Raw genomic sequence first — 23,765 nt, forward strand, 5'->3', positions numbered from 1 at the left:
GTCCACAAGCATTGTGAATGTCTTTCATTCCTACAACAACGGAACCATGGTGATATCTCCTTCATGATAGTAAAAAGAAACCCGCTGCGTGGGATCCTTAACAAATCGGGTGTACCGCCCGATGACGATTTTGGCACCGCCGTAGATCGTCTTTACCACATTCACTCTGGCTTTGCCGGTATCCTCCAGCATCTTCTCGATTTCCAGCATGCGTTCCTTGATGTCGGCTTGCTCTGCCATGTTGGATTTTTTGGTCGCATTCAGCTTGATTCGCAGCGCCAGCTTGTCCGGCGACAATTGTCCGGAGGAAGCCAACTGGTTCAAGAGATAAAGCGCTTTATCGGTTTTGTCCATGCTCTCTAACGAAAGCTTCAATTGGGCTCTTAGATCCGCCAGTTCATTCCGCAGCTCGGGAAGAACGCCCACTTCAATGACGGTAGCCGTCGACATGCTGTTTCCGATCGTGCGCGCAACGACCTTTTCCCCGGCTTGCAGAATGCCGCCCACTACGAGCCCTTTCATCCCGTTGCATTCGATATTCTGTACAGCTCGTATATTGGAATGCATGATGCTCTGCGACACGAATACGCTGGCGCCCGCAACGACGTTGCCATCCTGAATGAACGAGCTTTTGACGTCCTGGCCCGCCTTTACGTAACCCTTGTTATAACCGATGATCCCGCCTGATATATCAATGGATCCTTCAGCCTCCAGCTCGGCACCTTCCACAAAGCCCGTGACTCGAATGTCCCCTGCCGCCTTGATTTTGAACCCGGTCAGCACATTCCCGCGAATGACCACCGTACCGACAAAATCGATATTGCCAATGCTGTAATCCACGTCCCCGTTAATCTCATATACCGGGAACACATTGATTTTGCCTTTTTCGGTTTTGGTGAGCAGTCCGTCAAGCGCGGCGTACATGGCGCTTTTCTCGGCGTTGACCACCACGTTCTTTCCCACCTTGAAATGTGCTTCCTTTCCCGGCTTGCTCGGTATCTCTTCGCCGGTGACCGCAGTTCCAGGCACACCCTTCGTAGGCGGGATTCGGGTAGCCAACAGTTGGCCCTTCTTTACATTATTTAAACGAATCACTTCTTTGAAGTCCACTTTGCCGTCCTCGTCCTCCAGCGGCTTCAGATTCGTCTCATTCCCGAAATCGACGGTAAATTGAATTTTACCGTTCTGTCCGTGCGTCGGTTCCGTTCCCATGGCAATCGGCGTTCTGCTATATTGATATTCCTCCCCATGGTCCGCGATTCGCCGCAAGGTATCATATTGAATGCCATACCGAATCTGATGGCTTCTGAGAAACTGTTCAAGAGCCTCGACGGAGCAAGAAAAATCCTTCTCCCACTTGGTGAACTGTATATAGGCGACGACCTTGTCATCCGATAGCGAAACGCTAAAGTACTGATCCAATGCATAATCTACAGACAATCCAGGAACCCCCTTCATAAATGGCAAGCGTCAATCGTTTTGCATCAGCAAATCCCGATCTTTATCGAGCGCGCCCCGAAGTCTCAAAATCGCCTTGGAATGAAGCTGAGATATTCGTGAAGGTGATAGCGACATCACTTCAGCTATTTCGCTGAGTGATAAATCCTCATAATATAATAAGGAAACTACGGTCCGCTCTTTCGGGGTTAATTTACCGATACCCTTCATCAGGGCTTCTCGCAGATAAAATTCATGGACCTTGTGATCCGGATTCTTCGCTTTCTCATCAACCAGGAGCGACATTCGGGTCTCAGACTCCTCCTCGCGGATCGGATCTTCCAAAGATGTCAATGTCATGACCGCCACTTCCTGCAGCATGTGCCGGAACTCCTTCTCGGTCACGTCAAGGTAATCGCTCATCTCGGAATCACTGACGCTGCGTAAATACTTCTGTTCCAACTGCTGATATGCAGTTTCAATCTTCTTCGCCTTCTCACGGACAGAACGCGGTACCCAATCCCCTTGGCGCAGCGAATCCAGAATAGCACCCCGCACCCGCCAAGAGGCATAGGTTTCGAATTGCAGCCCTCGTTTGTAATCGAACTTCTCGATGGCGTCAATCAGACCCATTACCCCATTGCTGGCCAAATCTCCCTTAGAAACGTTCTTTGGAAGACCGATGGCCAATCGGCTTGAAACATAGTCAACGATGTGCAAATGATATTCGATAAGTTTCTTCTTCGCTTCATGGTCTCCATCTTCCTTCCATGCGCTCCATAAATCCGCATGGTTAAGGACGGAAGTTTTACGTTCGTCCAATTGCCTTCACCCTCCTTATTTTTCCGTAAGGTGACGAACGGCCTTGGCCAGTTCTTCAGGATCTTTCGTTGAAACCAGCTTAGGAGGATTCAGCGGTACAAAGTCCCCATTCTCTTTGCTGCTGGATTCGGCATGGATCAAATCCATCAATTCCCGATCCTCATCAGGCGTGGATAAGTCAAGAACGGTTCCTCGGTCCTGCTCCCGCTGCGAGCCTGCGTCCCCTTTTTCGGCTGCTCGCGGCCCCGTAATGGCAGCAAACATCCAATTCAGCAGGAACGCCAGAAGAAACCAGATCGCGCATGCAATCAGCGCCCGATACATGCTAGTCATCCACAAATTGTTACGTATGGAGAAAATAAATGTGAACACAAACCCGGCAATTCCGGTAATCAGATAAAAACGGAGTTTTCCCATCATCGCTACAATTCCTTTATGCCCTTTTGTACGCTTCGTATTGTAAACTTACCCGTTGCGCAGTCCAACTCAACGGTTCTTCCGTAATTTCCTCCGGTGTCCTCGGCTATCAGCGTGATTCCCATCTGCTCGAGTCCCGCTTTGCATGACTCCACATTCCGGGGACCGATGCGCATCGTATCGCCCGAACCCGCAAAAGCAAACATCTGAGCCCCTCCGGCCATTTTGGCTACCATCCGCGCCGGAGACGCCCCCAAATTCCTCATCTTGTTCAGCAGGATCGGAAGAGCGGTATCGGCGTATTTGGCCAGATTCAGCTGCCCCTCCCTGGCAATCGCCGAGGATGGCAGCATGACATGCGCCATGCCGCCAATCTTCGTGACCGGATCATATAACGTCAGTCCAACGCATGAGCCGAGTCCCGTTGTACGCAATATACCGTTTGGACCTGCGACGTTCAGATCCGCCATGGCTACTTTCACTATTGCTTGTTCTTCAATCATGCTCTAAAGGCACTCCCAAAGCTTCGAATATTTGAGCAAATGATTGTGGATCAGGTATGAGGAAGAATTGGCCTTCCACCTCGTTTTGCCCTTCCAGGAACGTCGTGTTGATTAAGAGGGCATCGTCTCCCATTTCTCCGAATTGCAGCAATCCATAACTTAGGATGGCACCTGCCATATCCATTGCCAATGCCGGCACCGTGGGTGTCATGGACAGATTGGTGAAGTCAGCGAGCGACGATAAGTACGAGCCTGACAAAATATTTCCGATCTCGCATAAGGCGGACTGCTCCATCTCGGAGAATGGCTCCTCCTCCGATACTTCAATGCCCGCCAGATTCAGCAGAAGGTTCTTCCCCGCTTCCGGACTCATAATAAAGAAGAGATTCCCCGGAGCGCTTCCTTCAACCCGTAAAAATACGGCAAGTACGAGCTGTTCGCTCCCCCCGACGCTTTCGGCAATCTGTTCGAACGGCAGGAGTTGAACCTTAGGAACCGCCATATCAATAGGCTTGTTAAGCAAACGGGAGAGGGCGGTTGCCGCATTGCCCGCTCCGATGTTTCCCACTTCCTTCAAAACATCCATTTTGATTTCTTTGCCATGCTTAAACAGCTCCACTGTCTACTCCTCAAGGCCTTCCAGCTGAATGATCTCACTCTTGTTCAACACTTCGGACAAATTCAGCATGACGAGAAGGCGCTCCTCTCCTACCTTCGCGACACCGCGAAGGTATTTCGCTTTGATTCCGCCGACAACCTCAGGTGGAGAGTCAATGCTGTCCGTATTCAGATCGATGACATCACTTGCCGAATCCACGATAAAGCCAACCTGCATATCATTGACCGCTACGATAATAACCCGTGTTTGATCGGTTGCTTCAACCTCTTCCAGACCGAATCGGCCGCGCAGATTGATCACTGGGATGACAACGCCTCGTAGGTTGATAACCCCTTTTACGAAAGCAAAGGTTTTGGGAACGCGTGTAATGGGCATCATTCTTTCGATGGTTTGAACCTTGTCCACCTCGATGCCGTATTCTTCCTCGCCAAGTCTAAAGACGATAACCTTGATTTCTTCTCCCATGAATAAGTCCTCCTTCAGAATGTGTGGCCTGCCGTGCTTGATAGCAACCCATTATTTGATAAATGCATTTGCGTCGATAATAAGAGCCACTTGTCCATCTCCAAGAATGGTTGCGCCGGATACCCCTTGTATGGCAGGCAAATATTTGCCCAGGTTTTTAATGACGATTTCACTCTGTCCGATAAAATCATCGATGGTGAGCGCAGCCAAACGATCCCCTTTGCGGATTACAACAATCTCCGTTTCCTCTTCCCGCTCCTCATCAAAATCCGGAACTTCAAACAAACGGCTAAGCGAGATCAACGGTATCATCGACTCCCGGAACTGAATCATGCGGCTTCCGTGCACATGTTTGATTTGCCCCCGCTTGATGATGCCCGTTTCAACGATGGAGGACAACGGAATCGCATATTTCTCCGATCCCATCCGGATCAGCATGGCTGCAATGATGGACAGCGTTAATGGAAGCTGAACCGAAAAATTGGTGCCTTTTCCCGGAGTGGAGTAGATCGTGACGTTACCGCCCAAGGCAACAATCTTCGATTTAACGACGTCGAGTCCTACGCCGCGGCCGGATACATCCGAGATTTTCTCGGCCGTGCTGAATCCGGGAGCGAACAGCAGCTGATTCACCTCGTCATCGGTCATGGACGCTGCCTCGGTCTCCGTGACGACGCCTTTGGCCAGCGCATTCTTCAAAATTTTATCGCGGTAGATGCCGCGCCCGTCGTCTTCAATCTCGATGAACACATTGTTGCCGCTATGGAACGCGCGCAGGTGCACGGTACCGGTCTCCGGTTTACCGGCTGCTATGCGGTCGGCAACAGGTTCGACGCCATGGTCAGCCGAGTTCCGCAGCAAGTGGACCAGAGGGTCGCCGATCTCGTCGATCACCGTGCGATCCAGTTCCGTGTCGGCCCCGGTAATAATCAAGTCGATCTTCTTGTCCAATGTTTTGGCAAGGTCCCGCACCATCCTTGGAAAACGGTTGAACACCGTATCCACAGGCACCATGCGCAGCTTCAGGACGATATTCTGCAAGTCGCTGCTTACGCGGCTCATATGCTCAACCGTGTCCGTCAGCTCCTGGTTCCTAGACTCGCTGGCCAGCTGCTCCAGGCGTACCCGGTCAATCAGAAGCTCGCTAAACAGATTCATCAATACATCCAGCCGTTCAATATCAACCCGGATCGTTCTGGAAGGATTGCCTCCCCCCGCATTACGCGCAGGTGCCTTGGATTCTTTGGCAGGCGCCGGAGCGCTTTTGGCTTCCGGTGAAACCCCGGCCACCGGAACTGCCGAAGGAGCTTCGGGCTTCACCGCTTCGGCTGTAGCCGCGCTCTCCTGAACCATTTGCTGCAAGGATTCATGATCGAGCGCCACCACTGTCGCAGCTTCAATCTCTGAAACGCCCAGAATCTGGCTTTCAATATCTTGCGTTTCTCTTTGCGTTATGTAATACAACGAAAATACGCGATCGAATTCACCTTGTTCAATCTCTTGAACGTCCGGATAGGTCTTGACGATTTCACCGGATCTCTCCAGCGTTTCGAATACCATGTAGGCCCGAACCGCCTTGAGTTGGCAATCCTCTCGCAATGTCACTTGGATATATAGAACCTTATGACCTTCTGAAATCGATTGATCCAGCACGGAAAATTGAAACTCATCCAATTCGATTCCCTGAACGGCCACAGCGGCGTTATTCCCTTCGACAGATCCCCCGTTAGCCGAGGCGCCTTCTCCGCGCACAATGGACTGCAAGGAGGCTACAATGGCAGACACGTCCGCCTTCCCGTCGCCGCCTTCGGTAATATCCTGCACCATCGATTCAAGAGCGTCCAAGCTTTTGAAGAGCGTGTCAAAGATAAAATCCTGCATCTTAAGCTTTTCGTTCCGGACAAGATCCAGCACGTTTTCCATCTGGTGGGTAAGAGAAGCCAGATCCTCAAATCCCATCGTTGCCGCCATGCCTTTCAACGTATGAGCCGATCGGAAAATAATCTGTACGATCCCGATATCGTCCGGGTTGCTTTCTAATTGAAGCATGTTTTCATTTAATGATTGCAGATGATCATTTGACTCATCAATAAACATTGTCAAATATTGATTCATGTCCATTGAGAGACACCTCCTCTTCAAGTTCACTTTCCGTTATTTACAGCTTGAACCATCCTCGGTGCAATTTCATGAAGCGGCAAAACGTGGCTTACGCATCCCAGCTCGACGGCAGATCTCGGCATCCCGTATACGACGCAGGTTTGCTCGCTCTCGGCAAAGGTGGATGTCACGCCGGCATCGTAAAGCTCCTTCATCATTCTCGCTCCATCGCTCCCCATGCCGGTCATCAAAACGGCATGCCGCTTGACCGAGGTCAACGGCAGCAGAGATTCGAACAGCACATCCACCGACGGGCGATGGCCGTTGCGGGTTTCATCCTGACTTATCCTGATTTGGTATGCACCGCCTTCCGGGCGATGAACCCTCATGTGGCTGCCGCCCGGGGCAATGTATGCCTTGCCCGGCTCCAATACCATGCCGTGTTCTGCTTCCATGACCTCCAGCTGACTGAATGAATTCAGGCGCTGGGCAAGCGATTTGGTGAAATTGGGCGGCATATGCTGAACGATGACGATCGGGGCATGGAAGTCGCCGGGAATTTGCTCGAGAAAAGCTTTTAATGCTCTTGGGCCACCCGTTGAGCAGCCGACCGCCACCAAATCTTTCAGGTCGGTTGACGGCTGGGCATTTGCCTCTCTCGGCGGGCGGCTCTCGTTCTTGGGAAGCACGGCTGGCGCCGACTCCGCTTCAGGTTTGCGTTCAACCCGTTTTCGCTTGAAACCGGAAAGCTCCGGTACATCCGGGAAAGCCGCCTTCTCCCCGGCCGAGCGGGATACCGGCATGCGAAGCGGCTCAGCCGGCTTGCCGCGCTGATCCGTTCCTTTGGCCGCCGGTCTCGTTTCTTTCACCTGCGGCTTCTTTTTCGGCGTCGTCTCAGAAGGCTTTGGCGAAAGAGGAAGCGTGATGTCCGCACTCCGCCGTTTCTGCTCTTCTTCTTCCCACAAGGCCCTCCGCTGTTTAGCCTGCATCGCCGCATTCAGCTGCTTCATCAATTCGGAACGCACCTGCTCAATATCAAGCGCATTCGATATGGAAGGCTTTCGTATAAAATCAAACGCTCCTGCCTCGAGGGCAAGAATGGTCTCCCTCATGCCTTGTTCATTAAGGCCGGATAACATGATAACCGGCCGGGATCCCGCATCCATAATGAGTTTCAAAGCATCCAGCCCGTTCATTTCCGGCATTTCTACATCCAGCGTAATGACGTCAGGATTCAGTTCCTTTACTTTCTCAACAGCGTCAAGCCCGTTCTCGGCTGTCCCGACAACCTGGAATGACTTGTCGCGCTCGATGAAATCGGAAAAGATTTTCCTCATAAATGCGGAATCGTCCACGACGAGCACACGAAAAGGCTTCATAGATGTCCACTCCTATTTCCATTAATCCAACCGAAGAATCATTTCGTACGTTTAAGCCAGCGATGCATAAATCCTTTGATTCCCTTTGGAGTTTCCGGCTCCGGGGCAGCAGGAACGGCCATGTAACGAAGCGCGATCCGTCTGATATCGCTGGAAGCGTTGCACCGTGGATAAGCTGCCGTAAACGGAACCTGCCGCTTGACGGACTGGACTACATGCGTATCATCGGCAATCGAGCCGAGCAGCTTAATGTCGATGTCCAGAAAACGCTGGGCCGTCAAAATAATTTTGCCCGCCGCCTCACGAGCCTCTTCCTCGTCCCCTGCACGGTTGACGATCAGGCTGAACGGAACCTTGCTTTCCGTGCCATGGACCACCTTGATTAACGCATAGGCATCCGTGATGGACGTCGGCTCCGGCGTCGTAACGACAAGGCATTGATCAGCGGACGTAATAAACTTCATGTTTTCCTTGGATAAGCCGGCCCCTGTATCGAAGATGATGTAATCCATCCCGGAAGCAATGCGCTCGATCTGGGAAATGAAATAATCCATCTCTTCCTCGGACAGGGACATCATGTCCGCCAAGCCCGAACCTCCGGCAATGTAAGGCAGCTTGTCCGGCCCATACTGAATCACTTCTTCTATGCTCTTCTCCCGGCGAATGAGATGATACAGACTGTACCGAGAGCTTACACCCATCAGAACGTCAATGTTTGCCATGCCAATATCGGCATCAAAGACCAGAACCCTTTTTCCCATCGATTGCAAAGTCAATGCAAAATTCAACGTGAAATTGGATTTCCCAACCCCGCCCTTGCCGCTGCTGACCGTTATGATCTTGGCGGTTCTTGCGGAGGTCGCCTTGGCGCTCTCCCCGGGCTGCTGGGCCGAAACCAACTGGCGAAGCGAGTGAGCTTGATCCGTCATGTACGACTCTCTCCCAGCAGCAGATGGCATAACCGTTCAGGGTCGGCCATCAACAGGTCATCGGGTACATTTTGACCATTGGTCATATAAGACAAGCGAAGGTTGTGGGCATCGATCAGATTAAACAGGGCGCCGTAGCTTCCGGTTTCATCCATCTTCGTGAAAATAACCTTATCCAGCTCGTATTTGCTGAAATGATCCGCGATTTCGATCATATCGCTGCTCTTGGATGTGAGGCTGAGAACAAGATAAGTTTCGCTTTGATCGGAATGGGAGAACAGGCTTTGAAGCTCGGAAACGAGCAGCTCATTCCGATAGTTCCGGCCGGCCGTATCCATTAATACCAAATCGCAGTCCTGGAGCTTCTGAAGGGCTCGCTGCATGTCACCGGGCGACTGCACGACCTCCATCGGCACATTGAGAATGGAAGCATAAGTGCGAAGCTGTTCAACGGCGGATATCCGATACGTATCGGACGTAATGAAGCCTACCTTGCGTTGATTACGGAACAGCTGCTCTGCAGCGATCTTCGCAATCGTGGTTGTTTTGCCGACCCCCGTTGGGCCAGCGACATATACGATCCGGGTCCCGGGCTGAACGCCGTCGCCGATACGCCCCTCAAGGAACGCCTCGGCCTGCTTGTAAATCACGTTCAGAAGCTCGGTCTCGCTCATCTGCATTTGGCTGGCTTTCCAGGCATCTTCCGCGGCCGCGAGCCACTCTTCCGCCAGCTTGGCCGATAGATCCTGCTTCAGCAATTGGTCCCGGATAACATGCAGCGGCTCGGGAAGATGCTGCGCCTCCAGATTCTGCCTGGATAATCGCGCGATCCATTCCTTCATTTCCTTAAGCTCTTCAAGGACTCTCTGTTCGGATTCGCTGATTCCCAGTCGTGAACTTAACGACTCCTCCTGTCCCCCGCGGGATGGTTTCTTTGCTTCAACAGAAGCAGCGGCTTCCGTTGAATCGCTGCGTTCCGCTGCCGGATCAACCTCTGCAGGCTGCTGCGTCTGGCTGACCCCGTCCTTTTGCCTGTCCACAACCTCCTCGGAAGCTGCCACCTGGCTAAGTAACTCGGCAAAGCGGCTATAGTCGGCCTCTTGCCGCGCATCCGCTGCGGCATCCGCGTTATTCACTGGAAGCGGGGAGGTTTTAGGGCCTTGCTTCGAAATTTCAGCCGTTCGCTGGTAGGCTTTGGGTACCGCCCCTGATGGAACAGAAGGCGTAACTTTGGGCTTGACCGGCGAAGAGCCCTTGGGCTTTTCCGCCTGCTCTACCGCCGCGATCACCTCTATTTTCTTGCGGGTGAACATCCCGAGGAACCCGCCTACTTTGGTTTCCTTCGTGCTCAGTATGACGGCATCCGCACCCAAATCCGTACGAATATGCTGCATCGCCTCAGGCATCGTGTCGACGATATACCTTTTCACTCTCATAAGTTCACCACTCCGACACTTTGAATTTCGACGTTAGGCTCCAGCTCGCTATAGGACAACACCGGGATATCCTGCATGCTTCGTTCAATGACCTGCCGCAGATACATTCTTATGGCCGGCGAGGTCAGCAGCACGGGCTGCTGTCCCATCTGAATAATCCGATTGACCTGCTCACTGAGCTTTTGAAACACGCTCTGCGTGGATGCCGGATCCATCGCGAGATAGCTTCCTTGGTCGCTCTGCTGAACGCTCTCGGCGATCTTCTTCTCCAGCTGCGGTCCGACCGTGATGACCCGCATCGCCTCTCCTTCTTGAGCGTATTGCTGTGTAATCTGCCGTGAGAGGGCTTGCCTTACATATTCGGTAAGGACATCAGGGTCCTTCGAATAATGCCCGTAGTCGGCAAGGGTCTCGAGAATCGTAACCATATCCCGGATGGAGATCTTCTCGCGGAGGAGCTTGGCCAATACCTTTTGCACTTCCCCGATGGTCAGCACGGAAGGAATGAGCTCGTCCACAAGGACCGGATAGCTTTCTCGAATATTGTCGACCAATGCCTTGGTTTCCTGGCGTCCGATCAACTCATGGGCATGTCTCTTAATGAGTTCCGTCAGATGGGTAGCAACGACGGACGGTGGATCCACAACGGTATAACCGGCCAGATCCGCCCGTTCCTTCATGGCTTCGTCAATCCACAACGCAGGAAGCCCGAACGCCGGTTCCATCGTTTCGATCCCTGTTACGGAATCGTCCTCGTATCCCGGGCTCATGGCGAGATAGTGATTTAATAATAATTCACCGCCGCCGACAGCATTCCCTTTTATTTTTATGACATATTCGTTCGGTTTTAGTTGAATATTGTCGCGAATCCGGATGACCGGCACGACGAGTCCCAGTTCAAGCGCGCATTGTCTCCGAATCATAATGATACGGTCCAATAAGTCCCCGCCCTGCTGAGCGTCTGCCAGCGGTATCAACCCATATCCGAATTCGAATTCGATAGGATCGACCTGCAAGAGGTTGATCACGCTTTCCGGGCTTCGCACCTCTTCGATCTGCTGTTCCTCTTCCAGCTGCTCCACTTCCACCTGCTTGCGATCCAAATTGTTCTGCATCGTCCGTGCCGCGATAAATAGTACGAGTGCAATCGGTGCGGTCGTGATCAGATGAATCGGTGTGAAGATCCCCAGCAGCAGAACGGTTCCTGCAACAATGTACAGCAGATGAGGATATGAGAAGAGCTGACCGGTCAGATCCTCCGCCAGATTTCCTTCGGATGAAGCACGCGTAACAATCAAGCCCGCTGCCGTGGAAATCAAGAGCGCCGGAATCTGGCTGACCAATCCGTCTCCGATCGTCAGGATCGAGTAGGTGCTCATCGCATCTCCGAACGACATGCCGTGAATCGAGATCCCGATAATAAATCCGCCGATCAGGTTGATCAGCATGATGACGATCGTGGCGATGGCATCACCCTTGACGAACTTACTCGCACCATCCATGGCGCCGTAAAAGTCGGCTTCCCGCTCGATCTTGCTGCGGCGCTCCCTGGCTTGCTGCTCATTGATCAGACCTGCGTTCAGATCCGCATCGATGCTCATCTGCTTACCCGGCATCGCGTCGAGGGTAAATCTTGCCGCAACCTCGGCTACCCGTTCCGAGCCTTTGGTAATGACGATGAACTGTACGACGACGAGGATCAAGAAGACGATGAAGCCAACCGCAATTTCGCCGTTGGCAATCCATTTGCCGAACGTGGCAACAACTTCGCCCGCGTTAGCTTCCGACAGGATCAGCTTCGTTGTCGATATGTTAAGCGCTACTCGAAAGAGTGTCGTGATGAGCAATAAGGAAGGAAAAATGGAGAAATCGAGCGCTTCCTTCGTATTCATGGCCACCAGCAAAATGATGAGCGCCAGCGAGATGTTGATAATCAGAAGTACATCGAGCAGCCATATCGGGATCGGAAGAATCATCATGAGTACGATGCCAATGACACCCGCAAGGACAGATAGATCTTTTATTTTCACTGCACAGACGCCTCCGGTCCCTAGTTATTTCGCTTTACCTTTTAGTTTATATACATAGGCCAGCACTTCCGCTACGGCCTGGAACAGGTCTCCCGGAATCGAATCCCCGATTTCCGACCGTTGGTACAAAGCGCGTGCCAGCGGCTTGTTTTCCATCGTTATAATTCCGTGTTCCTTCGCGATTTCCTTAATCCGCAAGGCCATGAAATCTTGACCTTTTGCAATGATTTGCGGAGCTTCCATCGTGGACCCGTCATATTTGATCGCCACTGCAAAGTGGGTCGGGTTCGTGATGATGACGTCGGCATTCGGAACTTCCTGCATCATCCGCTGAAGTGCCATCCGACGCTGGCGCTCCCTGATCTTTCCTTTGATCAGCGGATCGCCTTCCATTTTTTTGTACTCGTCTTTGATGTCCTGCTTGGACATCCGAATGTTTTTCTCGTAATCGTATTTCTGATACATGTAATCCAGTACGGCCAGAATGATCAGCCCGATGGCAATCTTAAAACCTAGCGACATGGTGATATCGGCAACGAAATGAAAGATGGTATCGGGTCCCATCGTCGATAAGGAGGACAAATCTTCCCTGGCAGCCCACAAGGTGCTGTACACGAGGTAACCGATAATGGTCAACTTGATGACCGATTTCAAAAACTCGACCAACGAACGCATCGAGAATATATTCTTGAACCCCTTGATGGGGTCGATTTTGCTGAACTTCATTTTCAGCGTCTCGCCGGTTAACATAAACCCGACCTGCAAATAATTAGCGACCAGCGCTATAACGAAAATCGAAATGAACAAAGGCGCGAGCAGAAGCAAGATTTGAACGCCATATTCCCCGAACAGCTCCATCACATTATCTTTCGTTACATTCATGGAGAGCCGATTAATGTATATATCGGTGAATAGTCGAACGGTGCGGTCCCTCATATAACCGCCAAAGATTAACAGGCAGAAGAAAGCCGCCAGCAAAACCGATGCACCCGATACCTCCATGCTCTTGGCAACTTGGCCCTTCTTACGCGTATCCTGGCGCTTCTTCGGTGTGGCTTTCTCCGTCTTTTCGCCAGCGAACAGCTGTAAGTCGACCGGATACCGGTATGACATCCGCTTCACCTCCATCCTCCTTAAGTCGGCTCGTCGCCAAGAACGCCGAGCAGCTCACGGAGCGCTTCAAACATTTTGGCAAACAGATGATCAAACAGGGACACCAGCATCGGCATGAGCAGCATCAGCAGCACGAGCCCAACGATGATTTTGATGATAATCCCGATGACAAACACGTTGAACTGCGGAGCCGTCCTTGCCAGAAAGCCAAGCCCGACATCGGTCAGGAACAGGGCTGCCACCAGCGGAGCCGCCATTTGAATCGCCAATACAAACGAGTGCGAGAATGTCCGAACGAGAAAATCCGTTACGTTGCCCTCATGGATCTTCCCAAACACGTCTCCCGTGATCGGGATCCAATCATAACTGTACATAATGGCATCAAACAAATAATGGTGACCATTCATGCTCAGGAACACCAGCAGAGCGAGATAATACTTGAAGTTCCCGATTAATGGGGTGGACGTCCCCGTAAACGGGTCGATGACATTCGCCATGCTGAAACCGATCTGAATATCAATTAATGCCCCGGCGGTTTGGACGACAGCCATGATGAGATAAGCAGTGAAACCTAGAAGCAGTCCCACCAGCACTTCCTGGACGATTAAGATGGCGTAAGACAGATCTTGCGGAACCATTTCCCCGAGCCCGAACGATAGATAGACGATCAGGGCGATAATGGCCGACAGGGCTATTTTGTAAGAAGAAGGTATACCGCGCGAAGCAAACACTGGCGATATTACAAAAAAAGATGTTATTCGACAAAAAATAAGCATGAAAACTGGTAAACTTTGCTGCAACCATTCCATGGACACTCAGCCTATCCGATATATTTGTAGAGATTGTCCAAAATACCGTGCGTAAAATCCACTAACGTCGTTAATATCCAAGGACCAAACAGCAGTAACGCTACAAGAACGATAATGATTTTTGGTACGAAAGCCAGCGTCTGTTCCTGGATTTGTGTTGTCGCTTGAAAAATACTGATGATTAGTCCCACAACCAGTGCGAGAACCAGCATCGGCGCGCTCACCTGGAGCACAATATAGACCGCTTGTCCTGCCAGACCGATAATAAATTCAGCGCTCACGGCTTAGTCCCCCTGTATTCGAATTGCTTGCCGCTTATTGCTACGGGTTAAAGCTCATCAGCATGGATTTCACTACCAGATACCAGCCGTCCACCAAAACAAAGAGCAGAATCTTGAATGGCAGCGAGATCATGACCGGCGGCAGCATCATCATCCCCATTGCCATCAGCACGCTGGCAACCACGATATCGATGACCAGAAACGGGATGAAGATCATAAAACCCATTTGGAAACCCGTCTTCAGCTCGCTAATGGCAAATGCCGGAACTAAAACCGTTAATGGAATGTCCTCGTAGGATTCGGGTTTCTCCGCGCCTGTGTAATTCATGAACAGCAGCAGGTCCTTTTCCCTTGTGTGCGCGAACATGAACTTCTTCATCGGGTCTTGAGCCTTATCCAGTGCTTCCGCTTGAGTGATCTCCCCTTTGAGGTAGGGCTGCAGCGCGACCTCGTTCATCGAGGACAACGTGGGAGCCATAACGAACAAGGTAAGGAACAGCGCCAGGCCGATCAACACTTGGTTTGGCGGTGTTTGCTGTGTTCCGAGCGAAGTACGGACAAAGCCGAGCACGATAACAATCCTTGTAAAACTTGTCATCAGCACCAGAATCGCCGGTGCAATACTAAGAATGGTGATCAGGAGTATCAAGGACAAAGAGCTTGTCCCCGGTGCATCTCCCTCATTACCGATTTGAATATCAATGTTCGGAATCGGATCCGCGAATGCCGTATGGGAAAACAATAATCCAAACATGATGAAAATCGTGATAGCGTACGAGATCTTTTTATTCATGAATCCTTATGATCCTCCCGCAGCAATTCTTCGACCTTTTCTTTCCGGTTCGGTACGCTGCGCAGCTTGGATTCGAACACTTCATGGAAAGAAGATGTATCGTCCAACTCCATTTCTTCCGGTGGTTTGTCTTTACGGAGTTTTGCCGCCATTTTCGTTATAAAAGGCGGCAGTGCCCCATTATGTATTCCAGAATCCTGTTCAAATGCAGCTTGGATAAGCGCAACTTCAGCGGGATCAGAAATTTTGTCCACCAACCGGACGTCTTCGCCAACTCCGATCACATAGATGCTGCCCCCAATTTCGACGAGCTGAAGGGATTTGTTAGGGCCCATACCAACCGCACCCAAAGTACGAATGGAGCGGCCCTGCATCCAGCTCTGATTCTTTCTGCCTAGAAAGCGAATCAGGAACACGATCAACGCAATGATGATGGCAAGTACGATAAAGACATAAAACAACTGTAAATAATACCCGGTAGTACTACTTGAGCCCAATCTGTCAGAAGCTGCCATCATCATAAGAAGAATCCTTATACGCCAAGCGTCTTGTTGATGGCTTCAATAACTCTGTCCGATTGGAACGGTTTAACGATGAAGTCTTTCGCTCCGGCTTGGATTGCGTCAATAACCATCGCTTGCTGACCCATGGCAGAGCACATAATTACTTTGGCATTGGCATCTACTTTTTTAATCTCTTTAAGCGCTGCGATACCATCCATTTCCGGCATCGTAATATCCATCGTAATCAGATCTGGACGAAGTTCCTTAAATTTCTCGATTGCTTGTGCACCGTCCTGTGCTTCCCCCACAACCTCGAATCCGTTCTTGACCAATATGTCACGGATCATCATTCTCATAAATGCAGCATCGTCCACGATCAGAATTCGGTTAGCCATTGATAAAAATCCTCCCTAAAATGTTTGTGCTATTGTAATTTTTGAATCCGGTCCCATTGGCTTACGATATCCGTCACACGCACACCAAAGTTCTCATCGATGACAACGACCTCGCCTTTGGCAATCAGTTTATGATTGACGAGGATGTCAACAGGCTCACCGGCCAGCTTGTCCAGCTCGATAATCGAACCTTGCGACATTTCCAGGATATCCTTAATTTGCTTTTGGGTCCTCCCTAATTCTACGGTGACTTTAAGGGGAATGTCCATCAGTAAGTTCAGATTGTTTTCATCCACCTGGGTGTACGGTGCAGATTGCAGATTAGCGAACTGCACGGGCTGTACATTCACATTGCGATTCGGCATGCCGCCATACTGTTGCGGCTGTGCTTGGTAAGGCATCTGCGGCTGACCGTATGGCATGGATTGCTGCGGGATGGGCCCGCCATTTCCTGGCATAGGCTGACCGTAGCCTTGTCCATAATCGTAGCCTTGACCCATGTCTTGGGTTTGTGCCGGATTAACCGGTGCTTGTACCGACTCCTGGGCACTGGCCGGCGCTTCCACCGCTGGAGCAGCTTCCTGCTTCGCAGGCTGCGGTTCTTCTGTCCCGTTGATGAGCATGTGAACCATATCCTTGGAGAAATGAACAGGCAGCAGCTGCATAATGGTTGAATCAATAAGTTCACCGATAATTAATCGGAAAGAAATCTTAATCAGTGTTTCATCCGGCGGCAGGTTGTTGACCCCTTCCCCGTTCGCCATGTTGAGAATGTCAATGCCCGGCGGCGATATATTGACAAACCGGTTGAAAATCGTCGACATGCTCGTTGCGGAAGACCCCATCATCTGGTTCATCGCTTCCTGAACGGCACTGATATGAATCTCATTGAGTTCCTCTTCCACCGGGTTGCCTTCCCCGCCTAACATGAGATCGGCAATGACCTGCGCATCGCGTGTCTTAATGACCAGCGAATTAATTCCTTCAAATCCGTCCACGTACTTAACATGTACCGCAACATGCGGCTTCGGAAATTCTTCCTCGAACTCGCTTCGCTTAATGATCGAAACTCTGGGGGTCGTGATATCCACTTTTTTGCCCAGCAAGGTGGACAGGGCGGTTGCAGCGCTGCCGAAGGTTATGTTACCGATCTCACCCAGCGCATCCTGCTCCAGAGGTGTTAATACGTCATCGACAGTCGCCGCCGAAGGAATTGATGCTGGTGATGCCATTTCCGACTGTTTTAACAAAGCGTCGATTTCTTCCTGGGATAAATAATCTTTACTCGTCAAATTCTTCAGCTCCTTCGATGACAATTTCATCGATTTGTACAGCAACCCGGTCTTTTATCGTTCCGGGACTGCCAATAAACTTTAATTTGTCGCCGACCTTGATGGATAGTCCGTCATGCATCGGCTTGTTTAACGAAATAACGTCGCCGACGCTCAGTCCTAAGAACTCGGACACGGTAAGCTGCGAAACGCCCAGCTCGGCAACGATCGGAAGCTTGGCTTTGCTTACGCGCTGTTTAAGAGCATCCACTTCCTCCGGAACGCTCGCTTTTTTCTCCGAGATGAACCATTGATGTGCGGACAACTTGGACATGATCGGCTCCAGCACCACATGCGGTATGCACAGGTTAATCATGCCCGTGGTATCGCCGATTTTTGTGCTAAGGGATATCAGCGCAATGGTTTCGTTCGGAGACACGATCTGCATGAATTGCGGATTCGTTTCCAATGCTTCGAGGCGCGGGGATATATCCAGCACCGTTTTCCATGCCTCCTGAAGGCTATCGAACGCCCGGCTGAATATGCGCTCCATGATAATCGTTTCGATTTCGGTCATCGAGCTGATGGAAGACGGAGCAATGCCCGTGCCTCCAAGCAATCGGTCCAGCATCGCGTAGGCAATGTTGGGATGGACCTCAAGCACCATCCGACCTACGAGCGGTTCGGCTTCAAATATATTAAGAACTGTCATTTTTGGTATGGAGCGAATAAATTCATCATACGGAAGCTGTTCAACCTGCACCACGTTGATTTGCACAAAAGTACGTAACTGCGCCGAGAAGTAGGTCGTCAAATAGCGTGCAAAGTTCTCATGGATCCGGGTCAAGCTTCGAATATGATCCTTCGAAAAACGGAGGGCCCTCTTAAAATCGTAAGATCGGATCTTCTTTTGCGTTTCCTCTTTTTTCAGTTCTTCAGCATCCATTTCCCCTGAAGAGAGAGCGGCCAACAAGGCATCGATCTCATTCTGCGATAAAACATCAACCATCTACTCACCCCCTTACAGGTCGTCCGACGAACAGTCTAGATACCTACGATCATTACTTCTGTCATTTCGATTTGAATCAAGTGACCGGACGTTAACGACTTATTGATCAGGTTTTGCAGCTTGGCAATAAACTGTTCGCGCCCTTTGGAGTCATTTAGTAATTCGGGTTTCGTGTCGGCCAGCGTTTTGATAATAATTGGTTTGATCTTGATTTCCTTGATTTTATCGAATTCTTCCTTTGCTTTTTTATCGTTAAGCTGAAAAGCAAAGGCCATCTGGGCAACAAATTCAGGATCTGCCAGATTCGTCTTGATACCGGTTATTTCCGATGTCATCTTTACGATCTCGTCGGCCGATAACTTGGATAAAGCCGCGGCATTGGCCGAAGCCTGACTTTTTTCGTTATCGCCAAGCAGCTTGTCCGACAACAGGAAGATGGCCAGGACAATCAGCGTAATCGATAACAGGATCGTAATTAACCAGGGGAGCATCTTTTTCATGAAGGTTCCTCCAATTGCTGCACTTTAATGGTGGCTTGATGAATGCCTACCTCGTGGTGATACGCCTTAACGCAAGCGATGATTTCATTTGCACTTTCAAGCACAATCATTCGTTTTCCATTAATCAAAGTAATGTAGGTGTCAGGAGTCTCCTCAACCATTTCTATCAACAGCGCGTTAAGCCACAACTGCGAACCATTTAACCTCGTTACCGATATCATGGGTAGCCTCCTTGTTTAATTAGGGAGGGGAAGGCCCCTCCCTATCCATCCTTATCGTTTCAGATTGACAACTTCTTGAAGCACTTCATCCGAAGTCGTGATAATCCGGGAGTTAGCTTGGAAGCCGCGCTGAGCGACGATCATTTCAGAAAATTCGCCTGTCAAGTCAACGTTGGACATTTCAAGCTGACCGGCAATAATCGCACCGGTTCCTTCTTCCGCGTTGTTCCCTTCAAACATGACGGCAGCCAGATCGCCATCCGGAACTGCATTCAGGGTCACGCGATACATATTGCCTCCGATTTTTTCCAGGCCTTCCGGATTCGGAATTTTCGCGACGCCGATAATGGCTCCTTCTTCCGTCGTTCCGTCACTCATCTTCTGAATGATGGCGCCATTCTGAGCAATTGTGAATGCCGTAACCTCTTCGTCCAACTGGATCGGATCACCCGCAGAATCGAGAACGAGCATACCATCTGAAGTGACCAGGTTACGCGCTACGTCGACATGGAAGTCGCCAGCACGAGTCAAGAAAGGCACTTCTTGATCCTCGCTGAGCTTCACCATGAAGAATCCGTCTCCGTCAATTCTCAGGTCCGTCGGATTATTGGTCATCATGGCGCTGCCTGGTGTATGCAAGGTATCAATCGAGCCGATGGATACACCTAGTCCGACCTGCTTCGCGTTTACGCCACCGGATGGATCGTCGGTTCCCGGCGTAACACCGGACATCGTTTGGCTGAGGATATCTTTAAACATAACACGTCCCGCTTTAAACCCAACCGTATTTACGTTGGCAATGTTATTACCAATGACGTCAAGCTTGGTCTGGAAACCTCTCATTCCGGAAATGCCGGAATACATGGATCTTAACATCGATTTTCCTCCTTCTGTTATGGACCGCTTCTGTCGATCAGCGGCCGCCTGGCTTCCTCACGGGCCAGCCAGATTTATGAAATAATAACTGCACTATCGATTTGCGTGAACACGTTGTCTTTCATCGCCTTGCCATCCATCGCCGTGACTACGGTCCGATTTGGAATATTCACGATTAGGGCCATGTCCTTCATGAGAATGAGCGATTCCTTGCTCCCCTTCGCTGCGGCTTTGTTCACCGCACTCTGGATCTGTTCCAGCTGATCCCCTTTCAACTCAATGCCGCGCTGCTGTAGTCGCTTTGCCGCATGATTGCTAATTTTAAGGAGATTCTCATTTAAGAGCTCCTGGAACGTTCCGGGTGGAGGATGATGTTGAGCTTGCGCTGTTTTTCGCTCATTGTGAAGCGCTGCGGGATGTATTTTCCCGGGAAATAAATTCCCGATCATCATACGGTCACTCATGGCGAGGTTCCCCCAGGCTCTTCACCTTGTCCCCGGTCTCCGGTTTCAGGCTCTCCCGGATCCGGATTGCTTGCTTCAGGTTCGGAAGAAACGGGATCCGTTGCTCCTGGATCCTTCTCGGCCATAGCGTTCTCGATTTTCACGATCTGGTCAAGCGATACTTCACTTTCACCGACTTTTGCGTAATGGACGCCGTCACGGACGATGATGGAATCAACAAGACCGCTTTTCATGACGGAATCCGAGCCATCCTCCGGCTTGAACATCCAGCTGATCTGTTTACCGATCAAACTTGAAGCAGCACCCAAAGACTGGCTCATTGCCGTCAATTGCGTATTGATATTCATCAATTGCTCCAGGGAAGTAAACTGGGCCATTTGGGCAATAAATTCCCGGTCCTGCATCGGCTGAAGCGGATCCTGATGCCGCAATTGCGTAATCAGAATGCTTAAGAACTGGTCCTTCCCAAGCTCTTGGCCGTTTCCGTTTTTAGTGCTGACGTTCCCTTTGGCATAATTGGGCCACATATTTTTCGTAGATACCGGATCTGTTGCCATCCAAGCTCACCTCCTCACTGTTAGGCTTTCGCGGTAAATGTTCCTGCTTGCAAGTTCTCATCGTCGGCTTGATGCTCGGCAATCCAATCGTTCAATTCTTCCGTCAAATTCGCGGCAAGAACGGCATCGTCGGAAGGCCTATCCTTCTCCTTCGAACGGTGCTGCGGCTGCTGCTGTCCTGATCCAGGCTGACGTCCATCCTGATAAAGATTGGCATTGGATGGCTGGCTGCTCTGCGTAACCTCAATTTTCTCGACTTGAAGTCCTTGGGCCAGCAATGCGCTTCGAAGCTGTGCCATTTGCTGGTCAATCAGCTCTTTAGCATCCGTCGACCGCGTCATGAACTGTGCGATCAACTGGCCGTTCTGCATCGTTAGCTTGATGTCTACTTGGCCCAGATGCTCCGGATTCAAGGAGATTCTCGCTTCGGTAAAACCGGTTTGCTTCACGATTTCGAGCTTATTAATAATGAAGGAAGTCATTTCGTTAGAGAAATTCTCGACAGGCACCGGCGGAGCTGCAGGTTTTACCGCTACTTGGGTTCCGGAACGCAGGGCCAGCTGACCGGCCGTAACCGTTCCTTGCTCCAATAGGGAATCCCCTTCATTTAAAGCGAATTCAGCTGCTGTGCCGTCAACCGGGGTACTTGTGGCCAGAGTAGACCATTTAGCGTTCGCTTGCCCCGTTGTCTCAGATGAAGCCGACTGTCCTGCAGTATTTGCTGCAATGTTAGGTTGTACCGCATCCGGCTGCTTTTGGCTTAGGATGTTGGCAAAACTGCCGCTTGCTTTATTTTCTCCAGTCCCCGTTCCTTGACCAAGCAAACTTTGGAAGGATTGGACAAGCTGTTTGACGGCTGCCTCCGTCTGGAGGTCCACCTGACCCGATTTGGACAGCATCGAAGCCAGCTGGCTGATCGTGTCCTGTACCGCAAACCGGATCGTATCCGGATGGGAAGCCAATGGGGACATGTCATTGCCGTTCGCGTTTCCTTGGGCGTGAGGAGCTGTTCCGCTTAACAGAAGGTTCGCTTGCGTCAGCCAGTTTTGCAGCTCTTGCAATAACGATGGATCCTCCTCTAAGGCCTGGTCCATGGTATCTAGCTCCTGCAGCAATCCTTGAAGCAGCTCCATTAAGCCTTCAAGCGATTCGTCGGTTTCCGCTGAATACTGCGCAAGCAGGGATTCCAGCTTGGCCGCGACTTCTGTTGAAGTTGTTGCAGCGCCGCTGCCGCTGCCGTTCATCTGGTAAGCCAGCGTCGCATCAAAGGAAACACCCGCTGTCGCTTGACCGGCTGCGCTGGTCTTTCCGCTTCCCGCGGTACTGCTGACGGAAGAAGACATACTGCTTTGTACCGTTATTGTCATCGTCTATTTCACCTCCTTTCCTGAGGATGGAGATTCATTTCAGAGCTTATTTAGAGCCCATCAGGCGATTCAATATTTTAGCTGCCAGCTCCGCGTCTTTCGAGGACATCGCATTTAAAATTCGCGAGCGCGTAGCATCGTCCACCGTATTTAGAATGGTCATCGTTTTCGCGGGGCTGATCTTGTACGTTTGCATCAGCAGGTCCGCGGCGTTGGCAGGCGTCATTCCGGCAAAAGTCTGATTCAGCTGGCTTTTATCCAGGTTCTCGGAGGTTTTCTTCTGCGCAGCCTCCGCGTCGTTCTTCTTCAGCCTGGATTGCAAAGCGGCAATGGCCAGATCTTCAGAGGTCTCCGCGTCTTTCAGCATCATGGTTGCATCCGCCGCCGTTTTCGGATCCATCTTCTGAAGGATGGCAACCCGGTTGCTGCTCTTCATTTGGCTCAGCATTAGCACCATTTCTTCCAGCGTCAGGTTCTGCATGATCGGTGCGGCTTTGCTGGGACTCATGTCCGCATAAAGCTTGGACAGCTCACGAATCTGCTTGGTGTACGCGTCTTCCTCTTCCGCCTCGCCGTCCGTCGATGCGCTTTGCATCGATTCTATTTGGGTTTCCAGCTCTTTCACCTTGTTTTCCTGCGTTGCTTTTTGCTCCGTTACTTCGTTTAACGTTTCTTCTTTCTCGGCAAGCTGCTTCTTAAGTTCCACAATCGTCGCTTCTGCGCTTTCTTCCTGCTGCTTCGCCTCTTTGAGCTTCTGCTCTTCCGGGGTCAACACCGGGTCAGGGACCCAGTTCTTTACGACCGGAATTTTATTGGCTACTTCGAGCAGCCCATCCCGGACATCGGCTCTGAAAAATACGGCGAGCGCTCCGAGCAGAACGATCGTGAATATAGCAGGTACCAAAATCAACAATATCCGTTCAAATCCTCCGCCTGATTCTTCCTTATCAAGCGGCATGTCTTTTCGTGCCACACTCATACCTCCCTCGCGGTCATACCCACCGGTGTTTGCAAACCTTAACGGGCTCTGATCGCAAAACGTACCGTCGCCATTTCGTCCAGCTCGTTTTGTTCCCGAAGGAGACTTTCATGCCGGAACTTTTCTTGGGATTTGTCTCTTGCCTTCAGCCACACTTTTTCGTCAAGCATTTTGTCGGACAATACCTTTTGTTTCTTCGTTACATTGACATGGGCGATCCGTATGTCATCCCGTTTCCGTTCAATGCATTCTTCCAGGTGCTCTGCATAGACCTGAATGTTTCGGATTTCTGCGACTGGCACGCACCGCGATGCCGCTTCCTGCTGAGCGCGGTACATTTGATCCCGCATCTCATACAGCTCATTCAGGCTTTTCTCTTCCGCCTGCAGCTTCCCGATGGCGCTTGACAGCATCCATTCCGCTTGCGTTTTCTCGTTGCTTTTCAGGTCTACGATTTTCTGGAATGCATAATGAAATTTCATTCTTCAAA

At 50.8% G+C, this 23,765-nt stretch carries 27 protein-coding genes; all 27 read right to left on the reverse strand.

Translation table 11 applies throughout. The features are described 5' to 3' along the window. Nucleotides 1-30: 30 nt before the first annotated feature. Nucleotides 31-1,440, reverse strand: coding sequence for a DUF342 domain-containing protein (locus MHH82_RS21050; RefSeq protein ID WP_015736312.1), 1,410 nt, complete (start codon nt 1,438-1,440; stop codon nt 31-33). Between the two features lie 30 nt (nt 1,441-1,470). Continuing rightward, a complete protein-coding gene (locus MHH82_RS21055; protein WP_009594718.1) occupies nt 1,471-2,259 on the reverse strand; it encodes a FliA/WhiG family RNA polymerase sigma factor in 789 nt (262 codons plus the stop codon). Nucleotides 2,260-2,274: 15 nt separating this feature from the next. Further along, on the reverse strand, nt 2,275-2,679 hold the full coding sequence (locus MHH82_RS21060; RefSeq protein WP_009594747.1) for a hypothetical protein: 405 nt from the start codon (nt 2,677-2,679) through the stop codon (nt 2,275-2,277). Between the two features lie 2 nt (nt 2,680-2,681). Further along, the gene (locus tag MHH82_RS21065) at nt 2,682-3,179 is read right to left on the reverse strand and encodes a chemotaxis protein CheD (protein WP_015736313.1); all 498 of its coding nucleotides are present in this window, start codon (nt 3,177-3,179) and stop codon (nt 2,682-2,684) included. Beyond that, nucleotides 3,172-3,765 carry a chemotaxis protein CheC gene (locus MHH82_RS21070; protein WP_285857496.1) on the reverse strand — a complete coding sequence of 198 codons (594 nt, stop codon included), beginning with the start codon at nt 3,763-3,765 and terminating at the stop codon, nt 3,172-3,174. Before MHH82_RS21070 ends, MHH82_RS21065 begins: the two co-directional genes overlap by 8 nt. Before the next feature lie 36 nt (nt 3,766-3,801). Further along, on the reverse strand, nt 3,802-4,263 hold the full coding sequence (locus tag MHH82_RS21075; RefSeq protein ID WP_009594767.1) for a chemotaxis protein CheW: 462 nt from the start codon (nt 4,261-4,263) through the stop codon (nt 3,802-3,804). Nucleotides 4,264-4,314: 51 nt separating this feature from the next. Next, nucleotides 4,315-6,384 (reverse strand): chemotaxis protein CheA, encoded by a 2,070-nt coding sequence (locus MHH82_RS21080; RefSeq protein ID WP_145037609.1) that lies wholly within the window; start codon nt 6,382-6,384, stop codon nt 4,315-4,317. 23 nt (nt 6,385-6,407) lie between these two features. Beyond that, complete coding sequence (gene cheB, locus MHH82_RS21085) at nt 6,408-7,742, reverse strand: protein-glutamate methylesterase/protein-glutamine glutaminase (RefSeq protein WP_015736315.1); 1,335 nt, start codon at nt 7,740-7,742, stop codon at nt 6,408-6,410. A 38-nt stretch (nt 7,743-7,780) separates the two neighbouring features. After that, entirely contained in the window at nt 7,781-8,671 is an 891-nt protein-coding gene (locus MHH82_RS21090) for a MinD/ParA family protein (RefSeq protein ID WP_015736316.1), read from the reverse strand. Beyond that, entirely contained in the window at nt 8,668-10,107 is a 1,440-nt protein-coding gene (gene flhF, locus MHH82_RS21095) for a flagellar biosynthesis protein FlhF (protein ID WP_015736317.1), read from the reverse strand. The genes MHH82_RS21090 and flhF overlap by 4 nt, the downstream gene beginning before the upstream one ends. Then, nucleotides 10,104-12,137: a flagellar biosynthesis protein FlhA gene (flhA, locus tag MHH82_RS21100; RefSeq protein WP_015736318.1), complete on the reverse strand. Its 2,034-nt coding sequence runs from the start codon at nt 12,135-12,137 to the stop codon at nt 10,104-10,106. The genes flhF and flhA overlap by 4 nt, the downstream gene beginning before the upstream one ends. A gap of 24 nt (nt 12,138-12,161) precedes the next feature. Continuing rightward, nucleotides 12,162-13,250, reverse strand: a complete 1,089-nt coding sequence (gene flhB, locus MHH82_RS21105; RefSeq protein WP_015736319.1) for a flagellar biosynthesis protein FlhB — start codon at nt 13,248-13,250, stop codon at nt 12,162-12,164. Nucleotides 13,251-13,270: 20 nt separating this feature from the next. After that, nucleotides 13,271-14,059 carry a flagellar biosynthetic protein FliR gene (gene fliR, locus MHH82_RS21110; protein WP_145037606.1) on the reverse strand — a complete coding sequence of 263 codons (789 nt, stop codon included), beginning with the start codon at nt 14,057-14,059 and terminating at the stop codon, nt 13,271-13,273. 11 nt (nt 14,060-14,070) lie between these two features. Next, nucleotides 14,071-14,340 (reverse strand): flagellar biosynthesis protein FliQ, encoded by a 270-nt coding sequence (gene fliQ / locus MHH82_RS21115; RefSeq protein WP_009594725.1) that lies wholly within the window; start codon nt 14,338-14,340, stop codon nt 14,071-14,073. Between the two features lie 40 nt (nt 14,341-14,380). After that, a complete protein-coding gene (gene fliP, locus MHH82_RS21120; protein WP_009594726.1) occupies nt 14,381-15,133 on the reverse strand; it encodes a flagellar type III secretion system pore protein FliP in 753 nt (250 codons plus the stop codon). Beyond that, nucleotides 15,130-15,654 carry a flagellar biosynthetic protein FliO gene (locus MHH82_RS21125; RefSeq protein WP_096774511.1) on the reverse strand — a complete coding sequence of 175 codons (525 nt, stop codon included), beginning with the start codon at nt 15,652-15,654 and terminating at the stop codon, nt 15,130-15,132. The genes fliP and MHH82_RS21125 overlap by 4 nt, the downstream gene beginning before the upstream one ends. Nucleotides 15,655-15,665: 11 nt before the next feature. Further along, a complete protein-coding gene (locus MHH82_RS21130) occupies nt 15,666-16,031 on the reverse strand; it encodes a response regulator (protein ID WP_006211317.1) in 366 nt (121 codons plus the stop codon). Nucleotides 16,032-16,060: 29 nt separating this feature from the next. Then, complete coding sequence (gene fliY, locus MHH82_RS21135; RefSeq protein ID WP_340967805.1) at nt 16,061-17,323, reverse strand: flagellar motor switch phosphatase FliY; 1,263 nt, start codon at nt 17,321-17,323, stop codon at nt 16,061-16,063. Beyond that, nucleotides 17,313-18,311 carry a flagellar motor switch protein FliM gene (fliM, locus tag MHH82_RS21140; RefSeq protein WP_009594751.1) on the reverse strand — a complete coding sequence of 333 codons (999 nt, stop codon included), beginning with the start codon at nt 18,309-18,311 and terminating at the stop codon, nt 17,313-17,315. The genes fliY and fliM overlap by 11 nt, the downstream gene beginning before the upstream one ends. A 35-nt stretch (nt 18,312-18,346) precedes the next feature. Further along, the gene (locus MHH82_RS21145; protein WP_340967806.1) at nt 18,347-18,811 is read right to left on the reverse strand and encodes a flagellar basal body-associated FliL family protein; all 465 of its coding nucleotides are present in this window, start codon (nt 18,809-18,811) and stop codon (nt 18,347-18,349) included. Then, nucleotides 18,808-19,032: a flagellar FlbD family protein gene (locus MHH82_RS21150; RefSeq protein WP_340967807.1), complete on the reverse strand. Its 225-nt coding sequence runs from the start codon at nt 19,030-19,032 to the stop codon at nt 18,808-18,810. Before MHH82_RS21150 ends, MHH82_RS21145 begins: the two co-directional genes overlap by 4 nt. Before the next feature lie 51 nt (nt 19,033-19,083). Then, the gene (locus MHH82_RS21155) at nt 19,084-19,908 is read right to left on the reverse strand and encodes a flagellar hook-basal body complex protein (RefSeq protein WP_145037602.1); all 825 of its coding nucleotides are present in this window, start codon (nt 19,906-19,908) and stop codon (nt 19,084-19,086) included. 74 nt (nt 19,909-19,982) lie between these two features. Then, the gene (locus MHH82_RS21160; protein WP_145037600.1) at nt 19,983-20,372 is read right to left on the reverse strand and encodes a TIGR02530 family flagellar biosynthesis protein; all 390 of its coding nucleotides are present in this window, start codon (nt 20,370-20,372) and stop codon (nt 19,983-19,985) included. Then, nucleotides 20,369-20,929 carry a flagellar hook capping FlgD N-terminal domain-containing protein gene (locus MHH82_RS21165; protein ID WP_145037598.1) on the reverse strand — a complete coding sequence of 187 codons (561 nt, stop codon included), beginning with the start codon at nt 20,927-20,929 and terminating at the stop codon, nt 20,369-20,371. The genes MHH82_RS21160 and MHH82_RS21165 overlap by 4 nt, the downstream gene beginning before the upstream one ends. 20 nt (nt 20,930-20,949) lie before the next feature. Next, the gene (locus tag MHH82_RS21170) at nt 20,950-22,296 is read right to left on the reverse strand and encodes a flagellar hook-length control protein FliK (protein WP_015736326.1); all 1,347 of its coding nucleotides are present in this window, start codon (nt 22,294-22,296) and stop codon (nt 20,950-20,952) included. 46 nt (nt 22,297-22,342) lie between these two features. Beyond that, on the reverse strand, nt 22,343-23,275 hold the full coding sequence (locus MHH82_RS21175; RefSeq protein WP_145037594.1) for a MotE family protein: 933 nt from the start codon (nt 23,273-23,275) through the stop codon (nt 22,343-22,345). A 38-nt stretch (nt 23,276-23,313) separates the two neighbouring features. Next, a complete protein-coding gene (gene fliJ / locus MHH82_RS21180; RefSeq protein ID WP_009594763.1) occupies nt 23,314-23,757 on the reverse strand; it encodes a flagellar export protein FliJ in 444 nt (147 codons plus the stop codon). Nucleotides 23,758-23,765 lie beyond the last annotated feature (8 nt).

The sequence above is a fragment of the Bacillus sp. FSL K6-6540 genome (assembly GCF_038007545.1).